Raw genomic sequence first — 23,032 nt, 5'->3', positions numbered from 1 at the left:
TCGCCGTCGAATTCCGCTGTGGCGCCGGGTATTCCGTGTTGTTCGGCCAGCACCGCGGTGGCGCGGCGGCGCCCGCCGACGGCGAGGTCGACGATCAGCCCGAGCGCGCCGAGGCCCAGCGTGTCGACGGTGATCGAAAACGCCTCCGTGCGTTCGTCTTTCGTGAGATTCCCGGTCAGCCGCCAGTCGGTGGCGGCGCCGAGCAGGTCGGCCGCCCACGCCTCCACCCTCGGCTCGAGCCGGGCGAACGCGTCCACGCCCCAGCCGGGCGGGCGCGGCGGATCGGGCGGCAGCACGCTCGCGAGCCGGTGGGGGATCGCGCGCCCGCGGTGCGGGGTGCGCAGCACGTCGAAGCGGTCGGGGACGTCCCCGCCGCTGCCCAGGGTGTCCGCGGCGAGGCCCGCGCGCATGGGGTTGCCGCCGACCAGCTGATGCACGCTCTCGGCCAGCAGCAGATCACCGACGGCGTCGAGGGCGTCGGCCAGATCGTCGATCAGCGGCGTCAGCACCCCGGGCAGCTCCGCCGCGGACGGCAGCGCCGGGTTGCCGAACGGGTAGCCGCGCTCGGCCAGCAGCGCCGAAACCTGGTGCAGGTCACGGCTTCTCACCAACGCCACCCCGTCGACGACATTGGCGGCGGCGATCGCCTCGGAGCTGCGCTCCCACAGGTCGGGGCGCTCGTGGCCGTCGGCGGGTTCGGCCACCACCGGCGTGGGGAACACGCGGCGGAACGCCTCCTTCACCACGTCCGGACCGGCCTCGTGCAGCGCGCGTTCGAACCGGTAGCCCAGCAGCACGCCGAGGTTCTGGCCGCGCCGCACCCCGCCGAGCAGCCAGCGGGCGGTGCGGGCGCGGCGCGAGGTGAGATCGACCGCCAGGGTCGAATCGTCCTCGTGCGCGAGGAATCCCGACCGCAGCACGGCCGCGGTGGCGGCGTGGTGCTGGGAGGGGGCGTGGATGTAGCCCTCGGACGCGCGGACCGTGCCGGGTCGCAGATTCTCCAGCCAGCCGTAGCCGCCGACGCGGATTCCCGCCCCGCCGGACGCGCGGGTGCGGGCGAGCCGCCGGGTGGCCAGCGAGGTGATCCAGGCGTCGAGCCGGTGCGAGCCGAGGTCGAGGAGTTCGAACAGCAGCGGGACGAAGGCGTCGTCGGCGACGGTGCTCAGCGCGTCGAGCCCGGCGAGGACGGCGCCCGCGGCGGGCAGTCCGCGCCTGCCGAATTCGACGATGGCGTCGAGTTCGGCGGGCGGGGTCTCCGGCGCCATGATCAGCTGGCTCAGCAGCCGGTCGACGGTGTTCGGTATCGCCAGGGCCAGATCCAGCGCCGCCGGATCGGAACCCCCGGCGATCTCCTGGCCGACCGTGACCAGCCACGGCAGCAGGTCGGTCGGCGATCCGGTGTCGTCGGTGAATCCCACATCGCCGAACAGGGTGTGCGGCCGGTCCGGGGAGACGCCGTCGATGCTGAGGGGCCAGCGGGCGGTGAACTCCTCGTGGGTCAGCTCGCCGGTGAGCACGCCCACGGCGTCACGGAACCGATCCCGGCTGTGCGCGAACAGTTCTCGATAGAGCGCCCGGTTCGGCGCGAGCCGTTCGGTGACCGCCGCGTAATCGGTCGGGGCGGTGTCGGATATCCAGCCCAGATTGCTGACGTCCTCGGTCGGGGTGGCCCACCGCAGCCCGGACAGGATGCCGCCGATCGCGACGCTGGGCCCGGGGGCGCGCAGATCGAGTTTGTCGAACTTCTCGCGGCCGCCGCCGGTGGACAGCACCCGCCGGATCAGCAGATCGACGGAAACCGGGACGCGCGAGAGGATTTCGGCCGCCACCTGGTCGGCGGGCCGGGCGTCGGTGACCCGCGGGATCCAGCCGGAGATGAGCGCGCCGCGCCAGTGGTGCCGCAACCGCAGCAGCCACGACAGCAGCGCGGTGGCCGCGTCGTCGGGGTCGTCGGGGTCGTCGGGCACCCATTCGTCGAGGGTGGACACCGGCAGGACGCCGTAGGGCTGGCGGCCGACGCGCAGGGTCGGCAGCGGTCCGCGGCCGCGCACGAATCCGATCAGCTGCTCGCGCACGGCGAGCCAGGCCCGCAGGCCGGGTGTCGGGTCCTGGCCGTCGAGGAGGTTCTGGTCGCGGATCAGCTCCTGGGTCAGCCCCCACCAGGCGAACAGCGCCAAGGCCCCGGCCTCCGCGTCGCCGATGTCGTCGGCCCCGGCGCATTCGGTGAGGAAACCCGCGTCGGGCAGGCCGAGGGCGCGGGCCAGCCGGTCGGCGGCGGGTGGATTCGGTTCGGGCGCACCGGGTTTCGCGGGGATGACCAGGACCTGGCCGACGTCGATGACGTCGGGGTCGGGAATGTGGTTGGCGGCGGCGATGATCGGGAACAGGGCGGCGTCGCCGTAGCACTCCTGCGCGAGCGCGGAGAGGGTGTCGCCGGAGCGCACGGTGTGGGTGCGCGGCGCGATGTCGGGAGCGCGCGGCGGGGTCGGTCCGGGCGGTGTGCCGGTGGGGCGCGAGGACCAGGCGGAGCGGCTCTGCGGGGTGTTGTTGGTGGGGGTGCCGGTGGGCAGGAACGCGAGCCCGTCGGTCCAGGCGTGGCCGTGCAGGGTGTCGCGCAGCCGGGCGGCCGCGCGATCGGGCGGGTCCTGGGCGACGCCGACGACGAACAGTTCGTCGAGGTGGTCGACGTCGTCGGGCAGGTCGAGCACCGCGGCCATGCCCTGGCGCACCGCCTCGTCGAAATCGATGGCCCAGGCGGCGTGTTCGCGGTCGGGGGCCGCCTCGTCGGCGGCGAGCAGGCCGAGCGACAGCGGATTCGGGATGTCGGCGCCGGTCCGGTCGACCACGACCAGACCGCCGACCAGGCCGAGGAAACGCCATCGGGTGGGCAGGGTGGTGACCTCGGGCATCCGCCGCCGCCCGGCGTCCCGCAGCGCGGGCGGCGGGCCGCCGGGCCGGGTCGCGCGGGTGATCCAGGCCGCGCGGGCCGGTCGCACGTCGTCGAGCAGCCGCTGCCACGCGGGTTCGCCGGGATCGGCCCAATAGCGTTGCGCGGCGGCCAGTTCCGCGTCGGTGAGGGCGGGTTCGAAGCTGTCGACGTGCAGGTCGTCGGGGTAGACGCGGACCTTCACGGCGCGCCCGTCGGCGGTCCACCGGGTTTCCAGGCGCACCGGCAGCAGCGCGATCGGGTCGGCGCAGTGCGTGCCGAACAGCGGTTGCTCCGCGTCCAGGGCGGCGGCGAGGGCGGCGGTGGCGTCGGCCAGCCGGGCGCGCAGCTGGTCGAGTTCCGCGCGGCGCGCCGATTGCGCGAGTTCGACCGAGGCGAGGATGGATTGCGGGGTGTTGCCGTGCGGGGCCTCGGCCGGATCGCCGGCCACCCAGTCCCGGACCCGGCCGAGTTCGAATTCCTTGTCGTCGGCCAGCGCGAGCTTGTTGTCGTGCTCGAGCCGGATCAGATCGACGGTGCGGCGCAACATGAACGGGCTGTTGCCGCGCGGGGGCGGGTCGCCGCCCAGATCCGGGACGAGCAGCACCTGGCCGACGAAGATGCGGTCGGGGTCGGGAATCCCGTTGGCGGCGGCCAGGATCGGGAACAGCGCGGCATTGCCGTAGAACCGCTGCGCCAGCCCGGACAGGGTATCGCCCGCGACCACGACGTAGGTGCGGGTGAGCGGCGGGATGACCAGCACCTGCCCGACGGCGAGCACATCCGGGTCGGCGAGGTGATTGGCGGCGGCGATGATGCCGAACAGCCCGGCGTTGCCGTAGAACCGTTCGGCCACCCCCGACAGGGTGTCGCCCGCCACCACGGTGTACGAGCGGCTCAGGGCCGGGGCCGGCGACTGTCCGGCGGCGAGGTCGGGCACCACCAGCACCTGCCCGACCGCGATCCGGTTCGGGTCGGCGATTCCGTTGGCCCCGGCCAGGATCGGGAACAGGGCGGCGTCGCCGTAGAAGCGCTGCGCCAGCGCCGACAGGGTGTCCCCCGCGACCACGGTGTGGGTGCGGGTCAGGTCCGGGACGACGAGGATCCGCCCGATCTCGATGCGGTCGGGATCGGTGATCGCGTTGGCCGCGGCGAGCGCCGGGAACAGGGCGGCGTCGCCGTAGAAACGCTGCGCCAGCGCGGACAGCGTGTCCCCGGCGACGACGGTGTGGGTCGTGGACATGACGGGTCTCCTACTGGGGCGGAAGCATCCGGTTGGGCGAGAACGCCACCTGGAACGCGCGCTGGAAGGCGATGCGCGCGACATCGCCCGCGTCGGCGCCCGGCCAGGCCGCCGGATCCGGCCGCTGGGGCGCGGCGACGGCGCCGCTCACGTCGACGAAACCGTTGGCGTCCAACGGGACTCGATCCCAGCCGAGATCCGACCAGGTCTCGTATTCGGGCCGCGTGGTCGGGCCGAATCCGAACTGGGTGCCGCGCAGGGGTTCCCGCACGACGAACATCCACCGCTCCGCCCGCGCCCGCGCGGGGGTCAGATCGAAGCAGAACAGGCTGGTGTGCTCGTCCACGGGCAGGACGAAACGCGGGTACTCCCACTGCACCTCGGGGCTCTCCACCCGGCTGTCGACCGATTTCGCGGCGAGCACCACCGTGCCCGGGTAACGGCGCAGGACGTCGCCGCGCACCAGCAGCACCAGCAGATCGCTCAGTTCGGCGGCGTGCTCGCCGAGCGGGATCTCGGAGGGCCAGCGCGCGATCTCGCCGTACTGCGGTTGCGCCCCACCTGGCGGCCAGAACCGCGAAAACGGTGTTCCCGCTTCGTCGGTCGGGTATTCCCGCCAGCGCAGTTCCCGATTGAACTCCTGGTTCAGCCCGACCAGCAGCGCCTCGACGAACGGGGAGTTGATCTGCAACAGGGTGGCGCTGTTGTCCGGGAAGGTGGTGATGCCGGGGATCGCCCACTCCGGCCAGCGGTGCAGGATCTCCGCGCCGATCGGGAAACCGAATTCGGGGTGGGCCATGAGGGGCCGCAGCGGCCGCGCCTCGGTCCCGGCGCGGCCGGGCAGCGCGGTGGTGCCGATGAGCGCCCCGACGCGGGCGAGTTGTTGCGGCATCGGCGTCATCGCGGTGCGCACGCTGTCGGCGAGCGTGTCGATGCCCATGGTGACGCCGAATTCGACGGCCGTGGGCTCGGTGACCGCCTCGGCGACGACCGCGCGGCGCAGGCCGCGCAGCAGCATCGGCCGCGGCACCGCCTCGTCGCCGCCCGCCATCGACGCCGACAGGGTCGCGGTGACCTCGGCCAGCCCGGCGAGTCCGGCGCCGCCGACGAAACCGGCTCGCACGGCGAAACTCTCGCGCTGCGCGCCCAACAGTCCGACCATGGTCTGGGCGGCGAACAGCGCCGCGCGGTCGCGGGCGACCCCGGCCGGAGCCATCGGGCCGCTCGGCGCCGCGTCGATCGCGGCCAGATACAGCGCGGGTTTGGCGAGCACCACCTCGGCGCCGCCGACGGTCTCGGTCAGCACCGACCCGGTCGCCATGCGCGCGGGGACGGTGCCCGCGGCGCGCGCGCAGCGGCGGGCCAGGCCGCCGGTGGGGCGGGTGAGGCGCAGGAAGCCGGTGGACTCCGCGCCGTCCGGGGTGGCCGCGGCGACGAACGCGGCGCGCAGCGAATCCGCCTCGGGCACCGGCACTTTCGCGCTCAGTACGGCGGCCAGACCGGTCAGGGCGGCGGACCGCATGGTGGCGAGGTGTTTGCCCTGGGCGCTCTCGCCGCCCTGTTCGGCGAGTTCGGCGACGGCGAGCAGCCGGTTGGCCTCGTCGACCGCGCCGACCTGCTCCCAGGCGCGGGCCATGAGGAATTCCTGTTCCAGTTGCACGTAGCGGGCGCCGAGGGCGGCGGCGACCCGGTAGCGGACCTGGGTGTTGAGCGTCTCCTCCCAGCCGCCCGGCCGAATGCGTTGCGCGCCGGTGTGATTGCCGCCGTACAGCGGCGGGGCGACCGCCGCGGGGCCCTGAGTGGGCGGCTGTCCGACGCGGTCGCGGCGGTCGGCGGGCGCGTCGACGCGTTGGCGGATGAGCCGGTCGAAGGTCTGCTGGCTCGGCGGGTGGGTCCACACCTCGGCGGGAATCGCGCTGTCCGGCAATCGAAGTGCGCCCTGGATCTCGACGGTGACGTCGGCGGGGGTGTCCGCGGGCGGCTGCTCGTGCGGCCACGGGGTGCGCACGTTCACCAGGCGGCGGCCCAGGCCGGGCTGTTCGGCGGCGACGATCGGGGTGATCCGCCGGGCCAGCGTCTCGAATTGCGCGCCGTCGCCGACGGTGAAGGCCCACCAGTCGTAGACCGGCAGGGTCAGCGTCTCGTGCTGTCCGGGATGCCACGCGGGCCGCTCGCCGTCGGCGGGGACCGCCTGGTTGAGTCCGGCCGCCACACCCGCGGTCGTGGTGGGCACGACGCAGGCGATCCAGTCCCCGGCGCTCAGCTTGCGGGGGCAGATCAGGCGGGCGACGACGGTGTCGAGGCCGGTGCGCACGTCCTGTTTCACGGTGGCGTCCGGCAGGTCGTCGCCCTCCACCCGGGCCTCGACGTGCACCCAGGACGCGGCGTGCGCGAGGTCCGGGCGCGCGGCGGCGGGCACGTCGACGGTCGGCAGCGGATCGCCTTGGCGCACTTGGCCTTCGGTGGTGCGCAGCACCAGCAGGGTCAGCCACGGCAGCCGTACCGGCGCGGGCGTGCTGAACAGCCACGGCAGGGCGGCGTCGGAGAACTCGATCTGGGCGAGGTAGTCCCCGATGCCCTCGGCGCGGCCGGGCGGCGGTTCGCGGCGCACGACCATCGAGGGGTCGAAGCCCAGCGTGTCGCCGGGGCCGAGCAGTTGCAGGTCGGGGCCGGGGATCGTGAGCGGCCGGTCGGTGAGGGTGGAGGTGAACTCGACGCTCGGCGCGAAGGTCGGACGGGCGGCGGTCACCGTGTGCGCGGAGGCGGCCGCGCCGAGCGTGACCGAGGGCAGGAACCAGCGGCGGGTCATCGGTTCAGCACCACCTTCGGCGCGACGGCGTCCATGGCGCGCTGCGCGAGCCGCCAGCGGTCGACGCGTTCGGCGGCGCGCGGAGGCCGGGCGAACAGTTCGGTGTGGTGGGCGGCGCGCAGGACCAGGACGACGCGGCGGTTTCCGGGCGGGGCCGGGAACCAGCCGGGTTCGACCTCGTAGCCGGTTTCGTAGCTGTCGTCCACCAGGTGCGCGGGGCCGAGTGCGGGTTCGGGGTCGGACAGTTCGACGCCGCTCGTCATGTCCTCGAACGCCGGCCGGGTGAGTTGCTCCTCGTCGCGCAGCGCGAAGTACTCACCGGGCACGAATCGTTCGGTCACCGGATTGCCCTGGGCGGCAACGGTTCCGCCGAAGCGGACCGTCCCGATCCGCCAGGTCTGTTGCGGGACGGTCAGGCGGTGGAAGCGGTCGAACGGGCGATCCAGCGGCACCACCGACTGGGTGAGCCGCAGCGCCGAATCCGCTTGTGCCACAGTGCCCGCCGCGAGTTCGCGGTGCGCGGTCGGGGTGTACCGGATTCCGGCGCGTTCGCTCGCGGGGCGGGCGAGGGCCCAGCAGTCGCGGCGGCGCACGGCGGCGGTCAGCAGTCCCGGGATGTCGTCGGCGGCGTGCGCGAGTGGCGCGGGATCGCCCCAGCGGACGTCGAAGTCGAGGGAGACCTCCCAGAACAACACCTCGATACCGCCCCGGCCGAACGCGTGCCACGGGGCCGGGCCCTCCAGCGTGAAGTCGAGGCCGATGCCCGCGAGCCGTTCGCCGAACGCCAGCACCGCGACCCCGGCGCGCACGTGCGCGCTGAACGCCAGTGTCGGTTCCCACACGAACAGCGCGTCCAGCCCGAGCCAGCCCTCCAGGCCGCATTCGGCGACGGTCGCGTCCAGATGCAACTCGGCCCCGAACTGGAGGGAGTTGGAGGTGAGCGCCAGATACGATTCCGCGCGCAACCCCAGCACGCCGCCGCCGAGATCCATGGTCAGCCGTCGCAGTCCCGGCACCCCGGGCGGCCGGACGTACTTCGGATGGAAGCCGCCCGCGGACAGGACGAACGCCGCGGAGTCCCCGCCGCGGAACAGCGCGTAGATCTCCCCCGTGACCGGGATGCCGACGATCCACGACCCGGCCAGCGACACCAGGAACTCGACCTCCGGGACGCCCGCGTCGATCCTGCCGAACACACTGGCCTGCAAGCGGATCAGCGGCGCCGCCGGATCGGGCAGCGCGATCAGCGCGCGGCCGAGGATGAGCACCCGTCCCGGATCGGGCAGCTGCATGATCACCGCGACGGCGAGGCTCACGATGCGGCCGCCCCAGGTGATGCGCAGCATCGGGCCGACGAGGGAACGCCCGCGCGCCACCGGGAAGCCGCCCTCCAGCGCGCCGACGATCTCGTCCGCCCGCGCGATCGCGTTGCCCGGGAACAGGATTCGGTCCAGATTGCCGCCGCTCACCAGCTCCCGCAGCCGGTCGGTGTCCGCGCGCCGGTTCACCCCGACCAGGCCGCCCACCGCGTCGATCGCGAAGCCGAAGCCCAATTGGATTCCGGGATAAGGGAATTCGGCGCCGAGCAGGACCAGCAGCGACAGCGGCTTGGTCCCGCTGGGCAGTTGCAGCAGCCCGAACGCCTGGACCTGGACGACGCCGAGGTTCACCTCGAGGCCGCCCGCATAGGCGTCACCGGGACGCTGCTGGAAGAAGCCGCCGCCGGACGCCGGACCCAGCGCCAGGTCGATCCCCATGCCGGTCGGCAGCGCGGGTGTCAGGTCGGCGCCGAGCCCGAACCGGTCCGGCAGCAGCACCGGCACGCCGAGGCCGAGGCCGTCGAGCGCGGCGGTGAGGGGCAGGCCCGGGGGCTGGGCGAACAGGGACAGGGTCGGGGTCAGGGTCACGCCGTCGCCGTGTACGCCGAGTTCGATCGCGAAGCCGCGCACGGTGATTCCGGGCAGGGACAGGGTCACCTGCTTCTCGACGCGCACGCCGCCCTCCACGAAGCGCAGGCCGTCGGCCCGGCTCAGCGCGAGCGTCAGATCGGTCGGGGTGGTGGTCGCGGCGGAGGTGCCGCCGAGGAAACCCGCCAGCGCGTCCGGCAGCAGCCGCGCCCGGAAGTCCTGGATCGTCATGTCGACGTGCGCGGGAGCGGCGGGCGAGACCCGCAGGCTCGCCTCCACCCGGCCGGTGGTGACGCCGGGTCCGCCCGCTTCGAGGGCGAGCCGCTTGCGGCCGATGGTCACGGTGGCGGTGCCGGTCGGCGTGACCGCCGCCCCACCCGGGGTGAAGGTCGCCGTCCACGCGGTCGGGGTCGAAACCTCCACGCGCAGATCGCATTCCGGCCCGAGCGCGGTGTGGTCGAGGGTGGCGTTCGGGGTGACGACCAGATCGATCACCGGCCCCGGGGACACCGCGAGCACGGCCCGGGAGCCGTTCTTCGCGAGGACGAAGGCGATGCCGGGCGGCACGCCGTCCGCCCGCCGCCAGCCGTGGGCCCGTACCGGCGCGCCCGCGTCGGTCGGGTCGCCCAGCAGATCGAGGATCAGTTTCAGCAGGCTGTCGCGGGGCGGGAGTTCGGTCAGCGGTTCCAGCAACCGCCCGTTCAACGCGGGTTCGGTCTCCCCCGCCACCGCCTTCAGCCCGCCGAGCACGTCCCCCAGGGAGGCGGCGGATCGATCCGCCAGCCCCCACAGCAGTCCCGCTACCCGAGACGCCAGCTCCTTCGGGTCCACGGTTACCTCCTAGCAATGCCGACCTCGCGGGTCGAACGCTATGCCAGGTGTGACGTGAACCACACGAGTAGTGGGCTACTCGTTATCGGCTCAGAGGTGGGCGACCGCGAAATCGGCCGCCTCGCCCGCCTTGGGACCGTAGCTGGTGATGTGCACGTTCCAGTTCGTGCCGTGCGGGTCGCAGACCGGGTCGCCGACGGAGCAGGTGTCGTAGGTGCGGTCCGCGTACGGGCCGGTGACACTGCGGCCGATACCGCGAATCGGGTTGCCGAACAACAGGATCGCGGCGATCCGGGGTTGCAGTTCCGACGGCAGGGTCGCGACGATGGGGCCGCCGACCTTCGCGCCCACGCTGCTGATGCCGATCGAGTTGTCGACCACGTTCGCGCCCTGGGAGTAGCCCACCAGCACGAAGCGCTGGTTCGGGCAGGCCGCGGCGGCGGCGGTGACGTGCTCGACCAGGTCCCGGTTGCCCTGCTGCACTGACGCCGGTTCGGTGAAGTCGGCCGGGTAGTGGACCCGGTAGGCGCTGTGCGAGATTCGCAACCGTTTCGCCAGGGCGTGATAGACCGGATTGCCGACGACGCTGCCCAGACCGGGCTCGGCCCCGAGCGGTTCGTTGGTGCCGCGCGCGGCGACGACCTCGACGTCGGCGCACCCCGCGGCCCGGGCGGGCGTCGCGGTCGCGGTGAGCACACCCGCGGCGGCGACGGTGGTCAGCACGGCGGTCGCCGCCGCCGAGCGGCCGAGGACCGTACCCACCGATGTCCGGCGGAACCGATTCATTGTCGATACTCCCTTGTTCGCACTCGATTACCGCTGCGACGGTAAGGCCGATTCCGAGTGCGCGGGAAGAAGGGACGCGGGTCTCCGGGATTATCACCACTGCGGTCCGTCTCCCCTGGCAGACCGCACACCAGGTCAGTCCGCGAGGCGGGCGGGGAAGCCGCCGACGGCGATCGGACCCCAGCGGCGGGGGGTGACGCGGATGATGGATTTGCCCTGGGCGAGCATGGCGGCGCGGTATTCGGCCCAGTCCGGGTGCTCGCCGGAGATGTTGCGGTAGTACTCTACGAGCGGTTCGACGGAGTCGGGGATGTCGAGTACCTCGGCGTCGCCGTCGATCTGGACCCACGGGCCGTTCCAGTCGTCGGAGAGCACGACGACGCTCACCGCGGGGTCGCGGCGCGCGTTCGCCGTCTTGGCGCGGTCCGGGTAGGTGGAGGCGACCAGGCGGCCGGCGTCGTCCACGCCGAGGGTGAGCGGCGAGAGCTGGGGCGATCCGTCGCGGCGGCGGGTCAGCAGCAGGGCGCGGTGGCGGGGGCGGACGAAGTCGAGAAGTCCGTCGAGGTCGACGCGGGTGTTGGTGGCGATCTTGCGGGGCATGGCGGTGTCGTCTCCTCCTCGGCGGCATCGAGAGCGCTGGCGAGATCCAACCTACCCACCGCTCGGCGGCGGGCCGCTCGCCGGGCGGTAGCGTGAGCGGGGATCTGCGGCGGGCCGGGCGCCGGGCGGTAGCGTGGGCGGGGAAAGGGGTGATGACGTGGCACCGCCGAACCCGGAGGCGTTGGAGGCGTTGCGGATTCCGCTGACCGGCTACTGCTATCGGCTGCTCGGGTCCGCCGCGGACGCCGACGACGCCGTGCAGGAGACGTTGCTGCGCGCCTATCTGCGCCGCGACACCTTCGATCCGGAGCGCGGGCGGCTGTCGACGTGGGTGCACGCCATCGCGACGAACATCTGCCTGGACATGTTGCGGTCCGCGCGGCGCCGAATGCTGGTGTGGGACGGCCCGACTCGCGAGGGGTTCGATCCGGAGGCGGTGCTGCCCGCCGATCGCTGGATCGAACCGGCCGCCGACGCGGAACTGATCGAGGCGAGCGATCCCGCGCAGACCGTCGTGCACCGCGAATCGGTGCGTTTGGCATTCGTGGCGGCATTGCAGCGACTGCCACCGCGCCAGCGCGCGGTGCTGGTGCTGCGCGACGTCCTCGCCTTCACCGCCGCGGAGACCGCGGCCATGCTCGCGATGAGCGTGGCCGCGGTGAACAGCGCCCTGCAACGCGCCCGGGCGACCGTCGCCGCGGCCCGCCCGGCGCCCACCGACGCCCTGGATCTCGACGATCCGCGGGATCGGGACCTGTTGCGGCGCTTCGTGACCGCCTTCGAGGCGCACGACGTGGACGGGCTCGCCGCGGTGCTGTGCGAGGACGCCGAGACCAGCATGCCGCCGTTCCTGTGGCGGGTCACCGGGAGCGCGGCGTGGCTGCGGATCTTCGCCGTCGCCGAGGACTGCGCCCGCGACCGGCTGGTGCCGACGCGGGTCAACGGCTCGGCCGGATTCGGTCAGTACCGTCCCGACGACACCGGCGTGCCGCGCCCGTTCGCCCTGCTCGCCGTCGAGGCCCGCGACGGGCGCGTCGCGAGCCTGACGACATTCCTGACCGCGCGGGATCGGTTCGCGCGATTCGGGTTGCCCGCGACGCTGTGATCGCGCCGGACCGATGAGTTCGGTCCCCGCCCGTCGTATCAGTGGTGACCTGTTCCCTCGACGAAACGACGAGCACATGACCGATTCGAACACCACCGACACGCTGCGCGAACACACCATCGCGGAGCGGGAACGCCTCGCCGACCTGCTCGGCGGCCTCGATGCCGACGGGTGGGCCGCCCCCTCGCTGTGCGCGGGATGGCGGGTCCGCGAGGTGGTCGCCCACATCACGATGCCCTACCGGTATTCGCTGCCGCGGTTCCTGCTCGGCTTCGCGGCGGCCCGCTTCTCGTTCGACCGCTACGCCGACAAGGCCGCCCGCGCCGACACCGCGCGGCTGAGCGACGCCGACCTGCTGACCGCGCTGCGCGACAATATCGAGCATCCGTGGCGACCGCCGCGCGGCGGCGCCGCGGGGGCGTTGAGCCACGACGTCATCCACGGCCTCGACATCACCGAACCCCTCGGCCTGCCGCCCGCGCCCCCGCGGCGCATCGCCCTCGTGCTGGGCAATGCCGCGCCGAATCAGTTCGCGTACTTCGGCGTCGATCTCACCGGACGCCGCCTCGAGGCCACCGACGCGGACATCGCCGTCGGGTCCGGGACACCGATCCCCTTGTCCGCCAAGGACATTCTGCTCACGGTGACGGGCCGTCGGCCCCTCCCCTGACCCGTCGCCGACCTACACCGGCCCGGCGCGCAGGAAGTCCGCGGACCGCACCAGCCCGGTCTCCTGGACCGCGCGGGCGGCGGGCAGCAGGGCGCGCCGGGCCTGCTCGAGTCCGGGGATGTCGCGGTAGGCCGTGGCGGCCAGGGCGTCGGTCCGGGCTTCGATGTGCTCGCCGAGCGCGCGCCCCGCGTCGGTGATCGCGCCGGATTCCGACAGCAGGCCGCGGGCCGTCAGCCGGGAAGCCGCCGCGGCCCAATCGGTTTCGCTCCAGCCGCGGATGTCGCGCCACATGTCCGGCGCGGTGCCGGTGGCGGCGGCGAACAGCACGACGGCCTCGCAGCCGTCGAGGCCCTCGGCCAGGAGCGTGGCGAAGTGGCCGTCGCCGCGGTGCTCGCGCAGCGTGGTGACGGCCTGCCAGAGCGCCTCGCCCGGTGCATCGGGCAGGGGCAGGTCCCGGTTGGCCGCGAACAGGGCACGGCCGCACGCGGGCGCGGCCTCGATCGCCGCGCGCAGGGGCGGCAGCGCCGCGGTCGCGAGATCGGCGAGGTCGGGCACGAGTTCCCCGAGCACCCGCGCGGCGGAGGTGCGGCGGGCTTCGAGGACCGCCTCGGGCGCGGCGAACGTCCAGGCGTCGGGTATCGCCCGCCGGACCATGTCGGACCGGAAGTTGTAGAAGACGGCCTCCACCACGCCGGGCCCGACCGCGCCGAGCGGCGCGGCGCGTCCCGCGAAGTATCCCATCCAGAAGCCCCGCAGCCCAACGGCTTTGAGGGCGGTCAGGCACGCGGGCGCGAAGTAGGTGACCCCGTGCGGCGGCTCGAGCACCCGCCACATGTCCCGCGCCGAAACATCGCTCATGCCTCGACCTTACGAGCACGGGGCGATCGGATCACCCTTGTGTGAAATTCGCGGAGCCCAGATCGATGCGGTACAGCAGGTTCTGGAGCCAGACAAAGAACGGGTTCATCGTCGATCCTTCGTGTCGCGGATCGCCACGCGTGTCCTGCATGGCGAGAATGATCATTAACATACTCGTCCACGAGCGCCTGCGTAGCCGGATTCGAGACAGAACGATCGATTACTTCTCAGGTGTGCAGGAACAGCTCGAGGGCGGCCAGCAGTTCGCCCGGCGTGTCCTCGGCGGTGAAGTGCCCGGCGTGCGGGAGCTCGAGCACGGGCGCGTCCGGGAAGGCGAGCCGGAAGGCCGGGATGATGTGGGCGGGGAGGAGCGCGGTGTCCCGCATACCCTCCACCAGGACCGCGGGTTTCGCGCGCAGGGCCGCGACGGCGTCGGGATCCGGTGCGGGCGGGGCAGGTTCGCCGGGGGCGACCACCTGTTGCGGGAAGCGGATGACACCACGACAGGCCGCCGGGCCGTCGAAGTGAGCGGCGTAGGCGCGGATCCAGGTGGGGGTGACGATCTCGGGCCGGGCGATGGTTTGCAGGGCGAGCATGAGATGGCAGACGGTGTGACCGGCGTTGCCGAGGATCTGCTCCAGGGTGCCGTCGGCCTGCGCGGCTGCGGCCCAGCGGAACCAGGCGCTCTCCAGGAAGTTCGCGATCATCAACTCGTCGTAGCCCGGAAGTCCCAGCGGCACAACGGTATTGGTGGCGAAGATACGTGCGATCCGGTCGGGGTGGCGCAGCGCGAAACCGGTGCCGATGGGGCCGCCCCAGTCGTGCATGACCAGGGTGATGTCGGTGAGGTCGAGTTCCCCGGCGAGCAGCGTGTCGAGATTGTCGATGTGTTCGACGGCCAGATAGTCGCGGTCGGCGGGGGTGGCGCTCTTGCCGAAGCCCATGTGGTCGGGCACCACGACGCGCCGGGTCCGCGACAGCGGGCCGATGAGGTGCCGCCAGAGGTAGCCCCAGGTCGGTTCCCCGTGCAGGAGCACCACCGGCGCGGCGTCGCGGGGGCCGACGTCGACGTAGTGCTGCCGGAACCCCGCCGCCTCGGTGAAACCGGGCGGGAAAGGCCATGTGCCGTCGAAGGTTTCGCTGGGCGCGATCACGATCCCCATCGTACGGCGCGCGCCGTCGCACCGGTGGCACCCAGCAGCATCCCGGTCGCGAGCAGCAGGTCGGCGAGGGCGGCCGCGGTGGCCGCCCGCGGCAGCGCGCCGGACATCGGAACGGCCGTGTGCAGCACCAGCATCGCGGCGCTCATCGCCGCGGTCGTGGCCCACGCGCGCGGCGCGGGCCGCGTCCACAGATGCCAGGCACACCACAGGCAGCCCAGCGCCATCAGCGTCGGCGCGACGACCAACCACACTGTGGCGCAATGATTTTCGTGCACCGCGTGCAGGGTCGCCGAGAGCAGGGACAGGGCCGCTCCGGCCCGGCCCGCTCGGGACCGGGCCGGGGTCGGCGGGACCGTCACGACGCGGGGTGCGCGCAGCAGTCGTGGGGCGCCTGCCCCTTCTCGCGGCCCCCGGCCTCACCCCGGTCGATGGCGTTGGCGACGCGGTCGAGCCAGTCCGCGCCGGTGGCGTCGACCGCGGCGGTGTACTCGTCGTTCCAGTTCCACCACTCGTAGGGCGCGGTCTGCGGGTAGCCCTCGGGGGAATCCTCCCAGTTCTCCTGTCGTCCCAGGGCGGTCAGGTCGAGGTAGCTCCAGGTGTTGCCGAAGTACTCGTCGCCGCGCCGGTTGACGAAATAGGTGCGGTACACGCGGTCGCCCTCGCGGATGAAGGCGTTGGTGCCGTGCCATTCGTCGACGCCGAAATCCACGTCGAAGGTGTCGGTGATGGTGTACCAGGGGATGTGCGTCCAGCCCATCCGGGCCCGCACCCGCGCGATATCGGATTGCGGTGCGCGCGAGGCGAAGACGAGGGTGGTGTCGCGGGCGTTGAGGTGCGCGAGACCGCCGACGTGGTCGGCGATCATGGAACAGCCGCGGCAGGCGTGCTCGGGCCAGCCGACGACGCCGGGTTCGAAGAACGCGCGGTAGACGATCAGCTGGCGGCGGCCGTGGAACAGGTCGAGCAGGGTCGCCGGGCCGTCGGGTCCGTCGAACACGTAGCGCTCGTCGACGGGCAGCCACGGCATGCGGCGACGCCGGGCGGCGAGGGCGTCGTGGGCGCGCATCACCTCCTTCTCCTGTGCCAGCAGCTCCAGACGCGCTGTCTCCCAGTCGGTTCGGGAAACGATGGGTGGTGTCTTCATGACGTGTTCCTTGTTCGGTGTCGGATCGATCAGTCGCGATCGAGAACGTTCTTCAACGCGTCGAGCGGGCCGTCCCAGTCCCGGGCGAGCGCGGCGAGGAATTGCTGCGCCACGCGCATCGGCGCGGACCGCAGTCGGTAACGCACCCGGCGTCGCTCCCCCGGCTCCGCGGTCACCAGACCGGCCTCGGACAGCAACGCGAGGTGTTTGGCGATCGCCTGCCGGGTGATGGGCAGGCGAGCGGCCAGATCGGTCGCCGTGGCCGGTCCCCCCGACGCCAGCGCGGCGAGGATCGCGCGGCGGCTGGGATCGGCCAGCGCCACGAAGACCTGCTCGGCGATCGCCTCCTGATCAGGCGGCATCGAGGTACTGGACCAGTTCGTCGAGTTCGCTGCGCCAGCCGCGGACATTGCCGTCGAACGCCGTCGTGTGGGCGTCGTCCGCGAGCTGGGCGAACCCGGTCTCGACCACGGTGAGCCGCGTGCCCCCGGCCGTCGGCTCGAGCGTGAACTCGACATACGTGCGCCGCGGATCCTCCTCGGGCAGCCCGAAGATGTGCCAGGTGAAGCCGAAGACGTGCGGCTCCTCCACCCGCTCCACCCGCATGTCCGCGGCGTATCCGCCCTCCTTCCAGCGCATCCACGCCTTGCCGCCCGGCCGCAGCTCGATACCGGCCTCGTCGCCGAACCACGTGCCCAACCCCTCGGGCGTGGTCAGCGCCGTCCACACCTTGGCGGGCGGGTGCGCGAGCTCGATCGTCCGCTCGATGCGATCGGGAAATCCCATGACAACCTCCGTGAGTAGCAACCAATTGATTGCGATACTATGGCAACCGACCGGTTGCGTCAATGGGCGTGGTCGTCCGGCGGGTTTCTCCGCGAACGAGTCGTTATAGTTCCGATCGTGACGAATTTGCGGATCAGTGAGGCCGCGGACCTGCTGGGCGTCAGCGACGACACCGTGCGGCGCTGGATCGAGCAGGGCAGGCTGCCGGAGATCCGGCTCGACAACGGGCGCAAGGGCGTTCGGGGCGCGGATCTGGCGGCGGTGCTGCGCGAGCAGTACGCCGAGGGCCCGACCGCGGGTGTCACGGTCGCGGTGTCGGCGCGGAATCGCTTGCGCGGCATCGTGACCCGCGTCGTCAAGGACACGGTCATGGCGCAGGTCGAGATGCAGGCCGGGCCGTTCCGGCTCACCTCCCTGATCAGCCGGGAATCGGCCGACGAGCTCGGCCTGGAAGTCGGCAGCGTCGCTGTCGCGTCGGTGAAGTCGACCAATGTCGTGGTCGAGGTACCAGAAAGTTGACGAGGATGAAGACACTGCGCGCACTCGCCGCGGCCGCCGCCGCGCTCACCGTCGCCGCGGGGCTGGTGGGCTGCGGCTCCGACGATTCGACCGCCCCCTCCCCCGCAGCGGACCGGATCTCCGGGACCGTCACCGTCTTCGCGGCGGCCTCGCTGACCGAGACCTTCACCACGCTGGGCAAACAGTTCGAGGCCGCGCATCCGGGGGTGAAGGTGGTGTACAGCTTCGGCGGCAGTTCCGCCCTGGCCGAGCAGATCCGGCAGGGCGCCCCGGCCGACGTCTTCGCCTCCGCCGCGCCCGCGAACATGCAGCAGGTCGTCGACTCCGGCGACGTCACCGCCGCGCCCGCGACCTTCGTCAGCAATCGCCTCCAGATCGCCGTTCCCAAGGGCAATCCCGGGCACATCACCGGGCTCGCCGACTTCGGCCGGACCGAACCGCGCCTCGCGCTGTGCGCCGAGCAGGTGCCCTGCGGGGCGGCCGCGAAGAAGGTCTTCGAGGTCGCGGGGATCACCCCGCAGCCCGACACCCGCGAACAGGATGTGAAGGCCGCGCTCACCAAGGTCACCCTCGGCGAGGTCGACGCCGCGCTGGTGTATCGCACCGACGTGCGGGCCGCGGGCGACAAGGTGGAGGGCATCGCGTTCCCGGAGGCGGACAAGGCGATCAACGCCTATCCGATCGCGCCGCTGGCCAAGGCGCCCAACGCCGCCGGCGCCGCCGCGTACGTCGCGTTCGTCCGCTCGGATCAGGCGAAGAAGGTGTTCGCGGACGCGGGATTCGACACCCCGTGACGGGCGGCGCGGCGCGGCGGCGGGCGGTGCGCGGGCGGCGACCGCTCGTCCTCGTGCTGCCCGCGGTCTGCGCGCTGGCGTTCCTGATCGTCCCGTTGATCGGGCTGCTGGTCCGCGCGCCCTGGACCTCGCTCACGGATCGGCTGTTCAGCGCCGAAGTCGGTGCGGCGCTGCGGCTTTCGCTGGTGTGCGCGAGCGCGGCGACCGTGGTGTGCCTGCTGCTGGGCATTCCGCTGGCGTGGCTGCTGGCCCGGGGGCGGATACCGGGCAGCGGGGTGATCCGGGCGCTGGTGACCGTGCCGCTGGTGCTGCCGCCGGTCGTGGGGGGCGTCGCGCTGCTGCTGGTGTTCGGGCGGCGCGGGCTGCTCGGGCGGTATCTGCACGACTGGTTCGGGCTCTCGCTGCCGTTCACCACGCCGGGCGTGATCGTCGCGGAGGCGTTCGTCGCCCTGCCCTTCCTGGTGATCTCGGTCGAAGGGGCCTTGCGCGCCAGCGACACTCGCTACGAGGAGGCCGCCGCGACGCTGGGCGCGTCGCCCTGGTACACCTTCCGGCGCGTCACCCTGCCGTCGGTGCTGCCCGGCGTGGTGGCCGGGGGTGTGCTGTGCTGGGCGCGCGCGCTCGGCGAGTTCGGGGCGACGATCACCTTCGCCGGGAACTTCCCCGGCCGCACGACCACCATGCCGCTGGCGGTGTATCTGGCGTTGGAGACCGATCCGGACGCCGCGATCGTGCTCAGCCTGGTGTTGCTGGTGGTGTCCGTCGCGGTCCTGATCACATTGCGGGAGCGCTGGATTCGGGGCGCGGTATGACCCTGCGCGCCGAACTGCGCGTCGACCGCGGGCGCTTCCGGCTCGATATCGCCGTCACCGCCGAACCGGGCGAGGTGGTCGCGCTGCTCGGGCCGAACGGGGCGGGCAAGACCACCGCGTTGCGCGCGCTGGCGGGGCTGTTGCCGCTCGACGGCGGGCGGATCGCGGTCGGGGATCGGGTCTGGGACGCGCCGCCGTCGGTGTTCGTCCCGGCCGATCGTCGCCGGGCCGGGGTGGTGTTCCAGGATTACCTGCTGTTCCAGCATCTTTCGGCGCTCGACAATGTGGCGTTCGGGCTGCGGGCCCGGGGGATGCGCCGCGCCCCGGCCCGCGCCCGCGCCGCGACCTGGCTGGAGCGGGTCGGTCTGGGCGAGCACGCCCGCGCCACGCCCCGCGAGCTGTCCGGCGGTCAGGCACAGCGCGTCGCCCTGGCCCGCGCGCTCGCCACCGAACCCCAGCTGCTGCTGCTCGACGAACCCCTGGCGGCCCTCGACGCGAGCACCCGGCTCCAGGTGCGCGCGGACCTCGCCCGGCACCTGCGCGACTACACCGGACACACCGTCTTGGTCACCCACGATCCGCTCGACGCCATGGTGCTCGCCGACCGGCTCGTCATCCTGGAGGAGGGCGTGGTGGTGCAGCAGGGCCCGCCCACCGACGTCGCCCGCCGTCCCCGCTCCGACTATGTCGCGAACCTGGTGGGGCTCAACCTGTTTCGCGGCACCGCCACCCCCACCGGCGTCGATCTCGCCACTGGCGGCAGGCTCACCACCGCCGCCCCGGCCACCGGGGAGGTCTTCGTCGCGTTCCCGCCCGCGGCCGTGGGCCTGCATCCGGAGCGGCCCACCGGCAGCCCGCGCAACACCTGGCCGGTCACGGTCGTCGGCCTGGAACAACACGCCCACCTCACCCGCGTCCGATTGGACGGCAGCCCACCGGTTCTCGCCGACATCACCCCGGCCGCGGTGGCGGAGCTGCGGCTGCGCGTCGGCACGCGGATGTGGGCCGCGGTCAAGGCCAGCGAGATCCACGCGTACCCGGCCTGAGGCTCGGGTACCGGTGACGTCCGGCTAGTGGCCGGAAGACGGTGGCGCAGTGGGGCATTCGCCGGTGGTGGGTTGGCCGCGGAGGCGGGCGTCGAGCCAGTCGAGGACGTCGGGGAAACCGGCGAGGGCGCCGATGAGGTGTTCGCCGGGGTAGACGTGGAAGGCGGCGGGAACGCCGCGGGCGCACTGTTGTTCGTAGAGCGCGCGGGCGGGTTCGAGGGGGATCCAGATGTCGCTGGCGCCGTGGTAGATGTAGAGGGGGGCGGCCGCGGTGCGGTCGGTGAGGTCGACCTGGCGGAGGATCCGGTCGGCGACGGGGGCGTTCAGCGGGTCGGCGGTATTGGTCGCGACCTCGAGCGGGATGCCCGCCACGCCGAGCGGGCCGTTGCTGTCGCCGCAGGTGTCCTTGACCGGGGAGGTCGCCACCCACTGCGCGAGATGATTCATCACGGTGAGCAGTTCGGGGTGCTCGCGCGACATCGCCAGCGAGACCGCGAGCAGGATGCCGGAGGCCATGTTGCCGTTGAACTTTCGGGCCAGGCCCCGATAGTCGGTGACCAGTCCCCCGGCGGCCGCGCCGACCAGGGCGTCGCGCAGTTCGGGGGCGTACTCGCCGAGCAGCATGGCGGTGGCGTAGGAGGCGATCGCCCCGCCCGAGTAGCCGGTGACGGCGAATCGGCTGTCGCCGAACTCGTTTCCGGGCAGCGCGCGGACCGTGCGCATCGCGTCGAGGATCACGTGCCCGGCGACCGCGGGTTCGGCGTAGGACATCCACGGGCCCTCGTGGTCGGGGACGAGCACCGCGTAGCCGCGTTGCAGGCCCCACCACGTCGTCGGCGGGAACAGGTCACCGCCGTTGAACTTGTCGTTGATCCCGTGGGCCAGTGAGTAACTCGGCGTGCACCGCGCGCCGAGCGCGTTGATCGGCAGCGCGTTGATCAGCACCGGCCGATCGCCCGGACCGGTCCAGGCGGCCGCCGGGATCACCAGCGTCGCCGTGCCGTACGACGGCGCGCCCGACCCGGCGGTCGAGCGGAACTTCAGCAACAGCGCGCGCCGGATGGGCACCACCGCCAGCGGCGCGGCCGTCGCCGTCACATCCCGCACCTCGAGGAGGTCGCCGGGCGCGAAACGGTCCAGTCCCTCCGGCCACGCGTCGAAGACGGGATCGCCCGTCGCGGGCGGCAGCACGGCCCGCCACAGCGCCGCCGTGGTCGGCGCGAGGTCGGCGGCGGTCGGCGGGGCCGGCGCGGCGGGGAGGGCCGGTGGCGGCACGACACTGTCGATCCACTGCTGCAAGGACGAGGGACCGGGCGTGTCCTCGTCGGCGCCCGCCGGGGGCTGGCCGAGGAACAGGCAACCGGCCAGGGTGACGGTGACGGCGGTGCGTAGCGGTTTCAAGGTCCCCCCGGGGTCGTTCGGCCGAGCGCGTGAATCACCGGAATTCTCCTCGCGTTCGGCCGATTCGTCAGCCCGAGCGAGGACTTTGCTCAGTCCCCACAACGGGGTCGTCCGGAGACTGTGAGGGTTGACCGAGGCGGATGAGCACGCGCTCAGCCGAATTCGGCCAGGCGGTGCACCTGGTCGCGGGTGGCCGGGTAGAGCTGGAGCCACGTCCGGTAGAGGTCGTCGTAGCGTTCGCGGTGGGCGGGGTCGGGCGGAACCTCGCGGGCGATGCGGGCCCAATCGGTTTCAGGCGCAACGAGTCCCACGCCGATGGCGGCCAGCAGGGCGTCGCCGTAGCTCGCGCCGACGGCCTGTTCGGGGAGCAGCTGGGTCAGGCCGGTGATATCGCTGAGGGCCTGGGTCCACACGGGGCTGCGCAGGCCGCCGCCGACGGCGACCGCGCGGGTCACCGGGGAGTCGGCGTCGTCGAACAGCTCCAGGATCTGCCGGACGCCGAACGCGATGCCCTCGTAGGACGCCCGGAACAGGTGGCCGCGCCCGTGCCGCAGGGTGAGCCCGGCGACCACGCCGCGCGCGTCGGGATCGAAGACCGGGGTGCGCTCACCGGCCAGATACGGCAGCACCACGAGTCCCTCGGATCCGGGCGGCACGGCGGCGGCCTCGGCCATCAGCTGGTCGAAAGGCGCACCGCCGGTGAGCTTCTGGAGCCACTGGGTGAGGCTGCCCGCGGTCGACGTGCCCGCCGCGAGCGCGAACGTGCCCCGTTTGACGCCCGTCGTCGTCCACAGTCCGGGATGGGTGTGGAACGTCTCGAGCACCTGGACCAGGAACATGGTGGAGCCGTACATGAGCATCAGATCGCCGGGTTCGCGCACGCCGACGCTGAACGCCTCGGCGTAGGCATCGACCGTGCCCGCCACCACCGGCGTTCCGGCCGGGACGCCGGTCTGCTCCGCGGCCGCCGCGGTGACCGTGCCCACCACCTCGGCGGGCCACACCAGCCGCGGCAGCGGCAGGCCGCCGAGGACGCGTTCGGCCCACGCGTGGTGCCAGTCGAAGTCGCGGATCGAGTACAGCGGATCGCACTGGCTGGCGGTGTGATGGTCCTGGATGTATTCGCCGGTCAGCTTCGCCACCACGAAGGAGTTCGAGCCGTACCAGCGCCGCGCCCGCGCGAACACCTCCGGTTCGGCGTTGCGTACCCACTCGATCTTCGGCCCGACCGCCTGGCTGGACAGCGACTTGCCCGCGTGCCGCGGGATCTCCGCCGCGCCGAACAGGTCGGTCAACGTCGCGATCTCCGCGGCGGCGCGGGTGTCGATGCCGTACAGGATGGCCGGGCGCACCGGCCGCAGCTCGTCGTCGCACAGCACCAGGCACGGCCCGACGCCGCTGACGCACATTCCGGCGATACGCGACCCGGTCGGGGCGTCGGCCACCAGCGCTCGGCTGATCGCGCACACCTCGGCCCACCAGACGCCCACGGGATCGATCTCGGCCCATCCCGGCCGCGGCAGCGAGATCTCGTGCGACACTTGATGTTCGGCGAGCACCACCCCATCGGGCCGAACCAGAACGCCCTTGCTGCTCCCCGTGCCGAGATCGATGCCAACGAGCAAATCCACG

Annotated in this window: 19 protein-coding genes and 1 pseudogene; 6 read left to right on the top strand and 14 right to left on the bottom strand. The window is 72.7% G+C overall.

Annotated features, from left to right (window positions below; all coding sequences use genetic code 11):
• Window positions 1-3,521: 3,521 nt before the first annotated feature.
• The 5 genes and pseudogenes from ACWDSJ_RS02510 to ACWDSJ_RS02490 form a co-directional block, all read right to left on the bottom strand.
• Window positions 3,522-4,013: pseudogene (locus ACWDSJ_RS02510) on the bottom strand (LysM peptidoglycan-binding domain-containing protein); the annotation flags it as partial.
• Window positions 4,014-4,179: 166 nt separating this feature from the next.
• Entirely contained in the window at window positions 4,180-6,978 is a 2,799-nt protein-coding gene (locus tag ACWDSJ_RS02505) for a hypothetical protein (protein WP_450028890.1), read from the bottom strand.
• Window positions 6,975-9,716 carry a DUF6603 domain-containing protein gene (locus tag ACWDSJ_RS02500; protein ID WP_450028889.1) on the bottom strand — a complete coding sequence of 914 codons (2,742 nt, stop codon included), beginning with the start codon at window positions 9,714-9,716 and terminating at the stop codon, window positions 6,975-6,977. Before ACWDSJ_RS02500 ends, ACWDSJ_RS02505 begins: the two co-directional genes overlap by 4 nt.
• 90 nt (window positions 9,717-9,806) lie before the next feature.
• A complete protein-coding gene (locus tag ACWDSJ_RS02495) occupies window positions 9,807-10,502 on the bottom strand; it encodes a cutinase family protein (protein WP_450028888.1) in 696 nt (231 codons plus the stop codon).
• Window positions 10,503-10,637: 135 nt separating this feature from the next.
• The gene (locus ACWDSJ_RS02490) at window positions 10,638-11,102 is read right to left on the bottom strand and encodes a PPOX class F420-dependent oxidoreductase (RefSeq protein ID WP_450028887.1); all 465 of its coding nucleotides are present in this window, start codon (window positions 11,100-11,102) and stop codon (window positions 10,638-10,640) included.
• A 157-nt stretch (window positions 11,103-11,259) separates the two neighbouring features.
• Here ACWDSJ_RS02490 and ACWDSJ_RS02485 point away from each other — a divergent pair, with 157 nt between their 5' ends.
• Together ACWDSJ_RS02485 and ACWDSJ_RS02480 are read left to right on the top strand one after the other, a co-directional pair.
• Window positions 11,260-12,207: an RNA polymerase subunit sigma-70 gene (locus ACWDSJ_RS02485; protein WP_450028886.1), complete on the top strand. Its 948-nt coding sequence runs from the start codon at window positions 11,260-11,262 to the stop codon at window positions 12,205-12,207.
• A 76-nt stretch (window positions 12,208-12,283) separates the two neighbouring features.
• Window positions 12,284-12,877: a maleylpyruvate isomerase family mycothiol-dependent enzyme gene (locus ACWDSJ_RS02480; protein WP_450028885.1), complete on the top strand. Its 594-nt coding sequence runs from the start codon at window positions 12,284-12,286 to the stop codon at window positions 12,875-12,877.
• 12 nt (window positions 12,878-12,889) lie between these two features.
• On the opposite strand, the gene ACWDSJ_RS02475 is transcribed toward ACWDSJ_RS02480, so the two are convergent.
• The 7 genes from ACWDSJ_RS02475 to ACWDSJ_RS02445 all read right to left on the bottom strand — a co-directional run bounded on the left by ACWDSJ_RS02475 (window position 12,890) and on the right by ACWDSJ_RS02445 (window position 16,828).
• On the bottom strand, window positions 12,890-13,735 hold the full coding sequence (locus tag ACWDSJ_RS02475; RefSeq protein WP_450028884.1) for an SCO6745 family protein: 846 nt from the start codon (window positions 13,733-13,735) through the stop codon (window positions 12,890-12,892).
• Between the two features lie 31 nt (window positions 13,736-13,766).
• A complete protein-coding gene (locus ACWDSJ_RS02470; protein ID WP_450028883.1) occupies window positions 13,767-13,901 on the bottom strand; it encodes a hypothetical protein in 135 nt (44 codons plus the stop codon).
• 61 nt (window positions 13,902-13,962) lie between these two features.
• Window positions 13,963-14,889, bottom strand: a complete 927-nt coding sequence (locus ACWDSJ_RS02465) for an alpha/beta fold hydrolase (RefSeq protein ID WP_450028882.1) — start codon at window positions 14,887-14,889, stop codon at window positions 13,963-13,965.
• Window positions 14,886-15,173: a hypothetical protein gene (locus tag ACWDSJ_RS02460; RefSeq protein WP_450028881.1), complete on the bottom strand. Its 288-nt coding sequence runs from the start codon at window positions 15,171-15,173 to the stop codon at window positions 14,886-14,888. The genes ACWDSJ_RS02465 and ACWDSJ_RS02460 overlap by 4 nt, the downstream gene beginning before the upstream one ends.
• Window positions 15,174-15,253: 80 nt before the next feature.
• Window positions 15,254-16,042, bottom strand: a complete 789-nt coding sequence (locus tag ACWDSJ_RS02455; protein WP_450028880.1) for a DUF899 domain-containing protein — start codon at window positions 16,040-16,042, stop codon at window positions 15,254-15,256.
• Window positions 16,043-16,071: 29 nt separating this feature from the next.
• Window positions 16,072-16,404 carry an ArsR/SmtB family transcription factor gene (locus ACWDSJ_RS02450; protein WP_450028879.1) on the bottom strand — a complete coding sequence of 111 codons (333 nt, stop codon included), beginning with the start codon at window positions 16,402-16,404 and terminating at the stop codon, window positions 16,072-16,074.
• Window positions 16,394-16,828 carry an SRPBCC domain-containing protein gene (locus tag ACWDSJ_RS02445; protein WP_450028878.1) on the bottom strand — a complete coding sequence of 145 codons (435 nt, stop codon included), beginning with the start codon at window positions 16,826-16,828 and terminating at the stop codon, window positions 16,394-16,396. The genes ACWDSJ_RS02450 and ACWDSJ_RS02445 overlap by 11 nt, the downstream gene beginning before the upstream one ends.
• Before the next feature lie 117 nt (window positions 16,829-16,945).
• On the opposite strand from ACWDSJ_RS02445, the gene ACWDSJ_RS02440 reads away from it, so the two are divergent.
• From ACWDSJ_RS02440 to ACWDSJ_RS02425, 4 genes are read left to right on the top strand one after another with little or no spacing between them, the layout of a single operon-like run.
• On the top strand, window positions 16,946-17,347 hold the full coding sequence (locus ACWDSJ_RS02440) for a TOBE domain-containing protein (protein ID WP_387357706.1): 402 nt from the start codon (window positions 16,946-16,948) through the stop codon (window positions 17,345-17,347).
• A gap of 5 nt (window positions 17,348-17,352) precedes the next feature.
• Window positions 17,353-18,141, top strand: a complete 789-nt coding sequence (gene modA / locus ACWDSJ_RS02435) for a molybdate ABC transporter substrate-binding protein (protein WP_450028877.1) — start codon at window positions 17,353-17,355, stop codon at window positions 18,139-18,141.
• On the top strand, window positions 18,138-18,953 hold the full coding sequence (gene modB, locus ACWDSJ_RS02430) for a molybdate ABC transporter permease subunit (RefSeq protein ID WP_387357704.1): 816 nt from the start codon (window positions 18,138-18,140) through the stop codon (window positions 18,951-18,953). The genes modA and modB overlap by 4 nt, the downstream gene beginning before the upstream one ends.
• Complete coding sequence (locus tag ACWDSJ_RS02425) at window positions 18,950-19,999, top strand: ABC transporter ATP-binding protein (RefSeq protein ID WP_450028876.1); 1,050 nt, start codon at window positions 18,950-18,952, stop codon at window positions 19,997-19,999. Before modB ends, ACWDSJ_RS02425 begins: the two co-directional genes overlap by 4 nt.
• Window positions 20,000-20,023: 24 nt before the next feature.
• Here the strand turns inward: ACWDSJ_RS02425 and ACWDSJ_RS02420 are convergent, their stop codons facing one another.
• Both ACWDSJ_RS02420 and ACWDSJ_RS02415 read right to left on the bottom strand, forming a co-directional pair.
• Entirely contained in the window at window positions 20,024-21,400 is a 1,377-nt protein-coding gene (locus ACWDSJ_RS02420) for a lipase family protein (protein WP_450028875.1), read from the bottom strand.
• Window positions 21,401-21,552: 152 nt separating this feature from the next.
• Window positions 21,553-23,031, bottom strand: a complete 1,479-nt coding sequence (locus tag ACWDSJ_RS02415) for an FGGY-family carbohydrate kinase (RefSeq protein WP_450028874.1) — start codon at window positions 23,029-23,031, stop codon at window positions 21,553-21,555.
• Window position 23,032 lies beyond the last annotated feature (1 nt).

The sequence above is a fragment of the Nocardia sp. NPDC003482 genome, from assembly GCF_053588115.1.
The sequence above is the reverse complement of the archived record's forward strand: the minus strand, read 5'-3'. Positions and strand labels throughout refer to the sequence as shown.

What these genes read in the sequence shown, in the direction of transcription:
- ACWDSJ_RS02450 (WP_450028879.1), bottom strand. Translation starts at nt 16,404, where the DNA reads ATGCCGCCTGATCAGGAGGCGATCGCCGAGCAGGTCTTCGTGGCGCTG.
- ACWDSJ_RS02480 (WP_450028885.1), top strand. Translation starts at nt 12,284, where the DNA reads ATGACCGATTCGAACACCACCGACACGCTGCGCGAACACACCATCGCG.
- ACWDSJ_RS02455 (WP_450028880.1), bottom strand. Translation starts at nt 16,042, where the DNA reads ATGAAGACACCACCCATCGTTTCCCGAACCGACTGGGAGACAGCGCGT.
- ACWDSJ_RS02495 (WP_450028888.1), bottom strand. Translation starts at nt 10,502, where the DNA reads ATGAATCGGTTCCGCCGGACATCGGTGGGTACGGTCCTCGGCCGCTCG.
- ACWDSJ_RS02505 (WP_450028890.1), bottom strand. Translation starts at nt 6,978, where the DNA reads ATGACCCGCCGCTGGTTCCTGCCCTCGGTCACGCTCGGCGCGGCCGCC.
- ACWDSJ_RS02475 (WP_450028884.1), bottom strand. Translation starts at nt 13,735, where the DNA reads ATGAGCGATGTTTCGGCGCGGGACATGTGGCGGGTGCTCGAGCCGCCG.
- ACWDSJ_RS02425 (WP_450028876.1), top strand. Translation starts at nt 18,950, where the DNA reads ATGACCCTGCGCGCCGAACTGCGCGTCGACCGCGGGCGCTTCCGGCTC.
- ACWDSJ_RS02470 (WP_450028883.1), bottom strand. Translation starts at nt 13,901, where the DNA reads ATGATCATTCTCGCCATGCAGGACACGCGTGGCGATCCGCGACACGAA.
- ACWDSJ_RS02445 (WP_450028878.1), bottom strand. Translation starts at nt 16,828, where the DNA reads ATGGGATTTCCCGATCGCATCGAGCGGACGATCGAGCTCGCGCACCCG.
- modA (WP_450028877.1), top strand. Translation starts at nt 17,353, where the DNA reads ATGAAGACACTGCGCGCACTCGCCGCGGCCGCCGCCGCGCTCACCGTC.
- ACWDSJ_RS02490 (WP_450028887.1), bottom strand. Translation starts at nt 11,102, where the DNA reads ATGCCCCGCAAGATCGCCACCAACACCCGCGTCGACCTCGACGGACTT.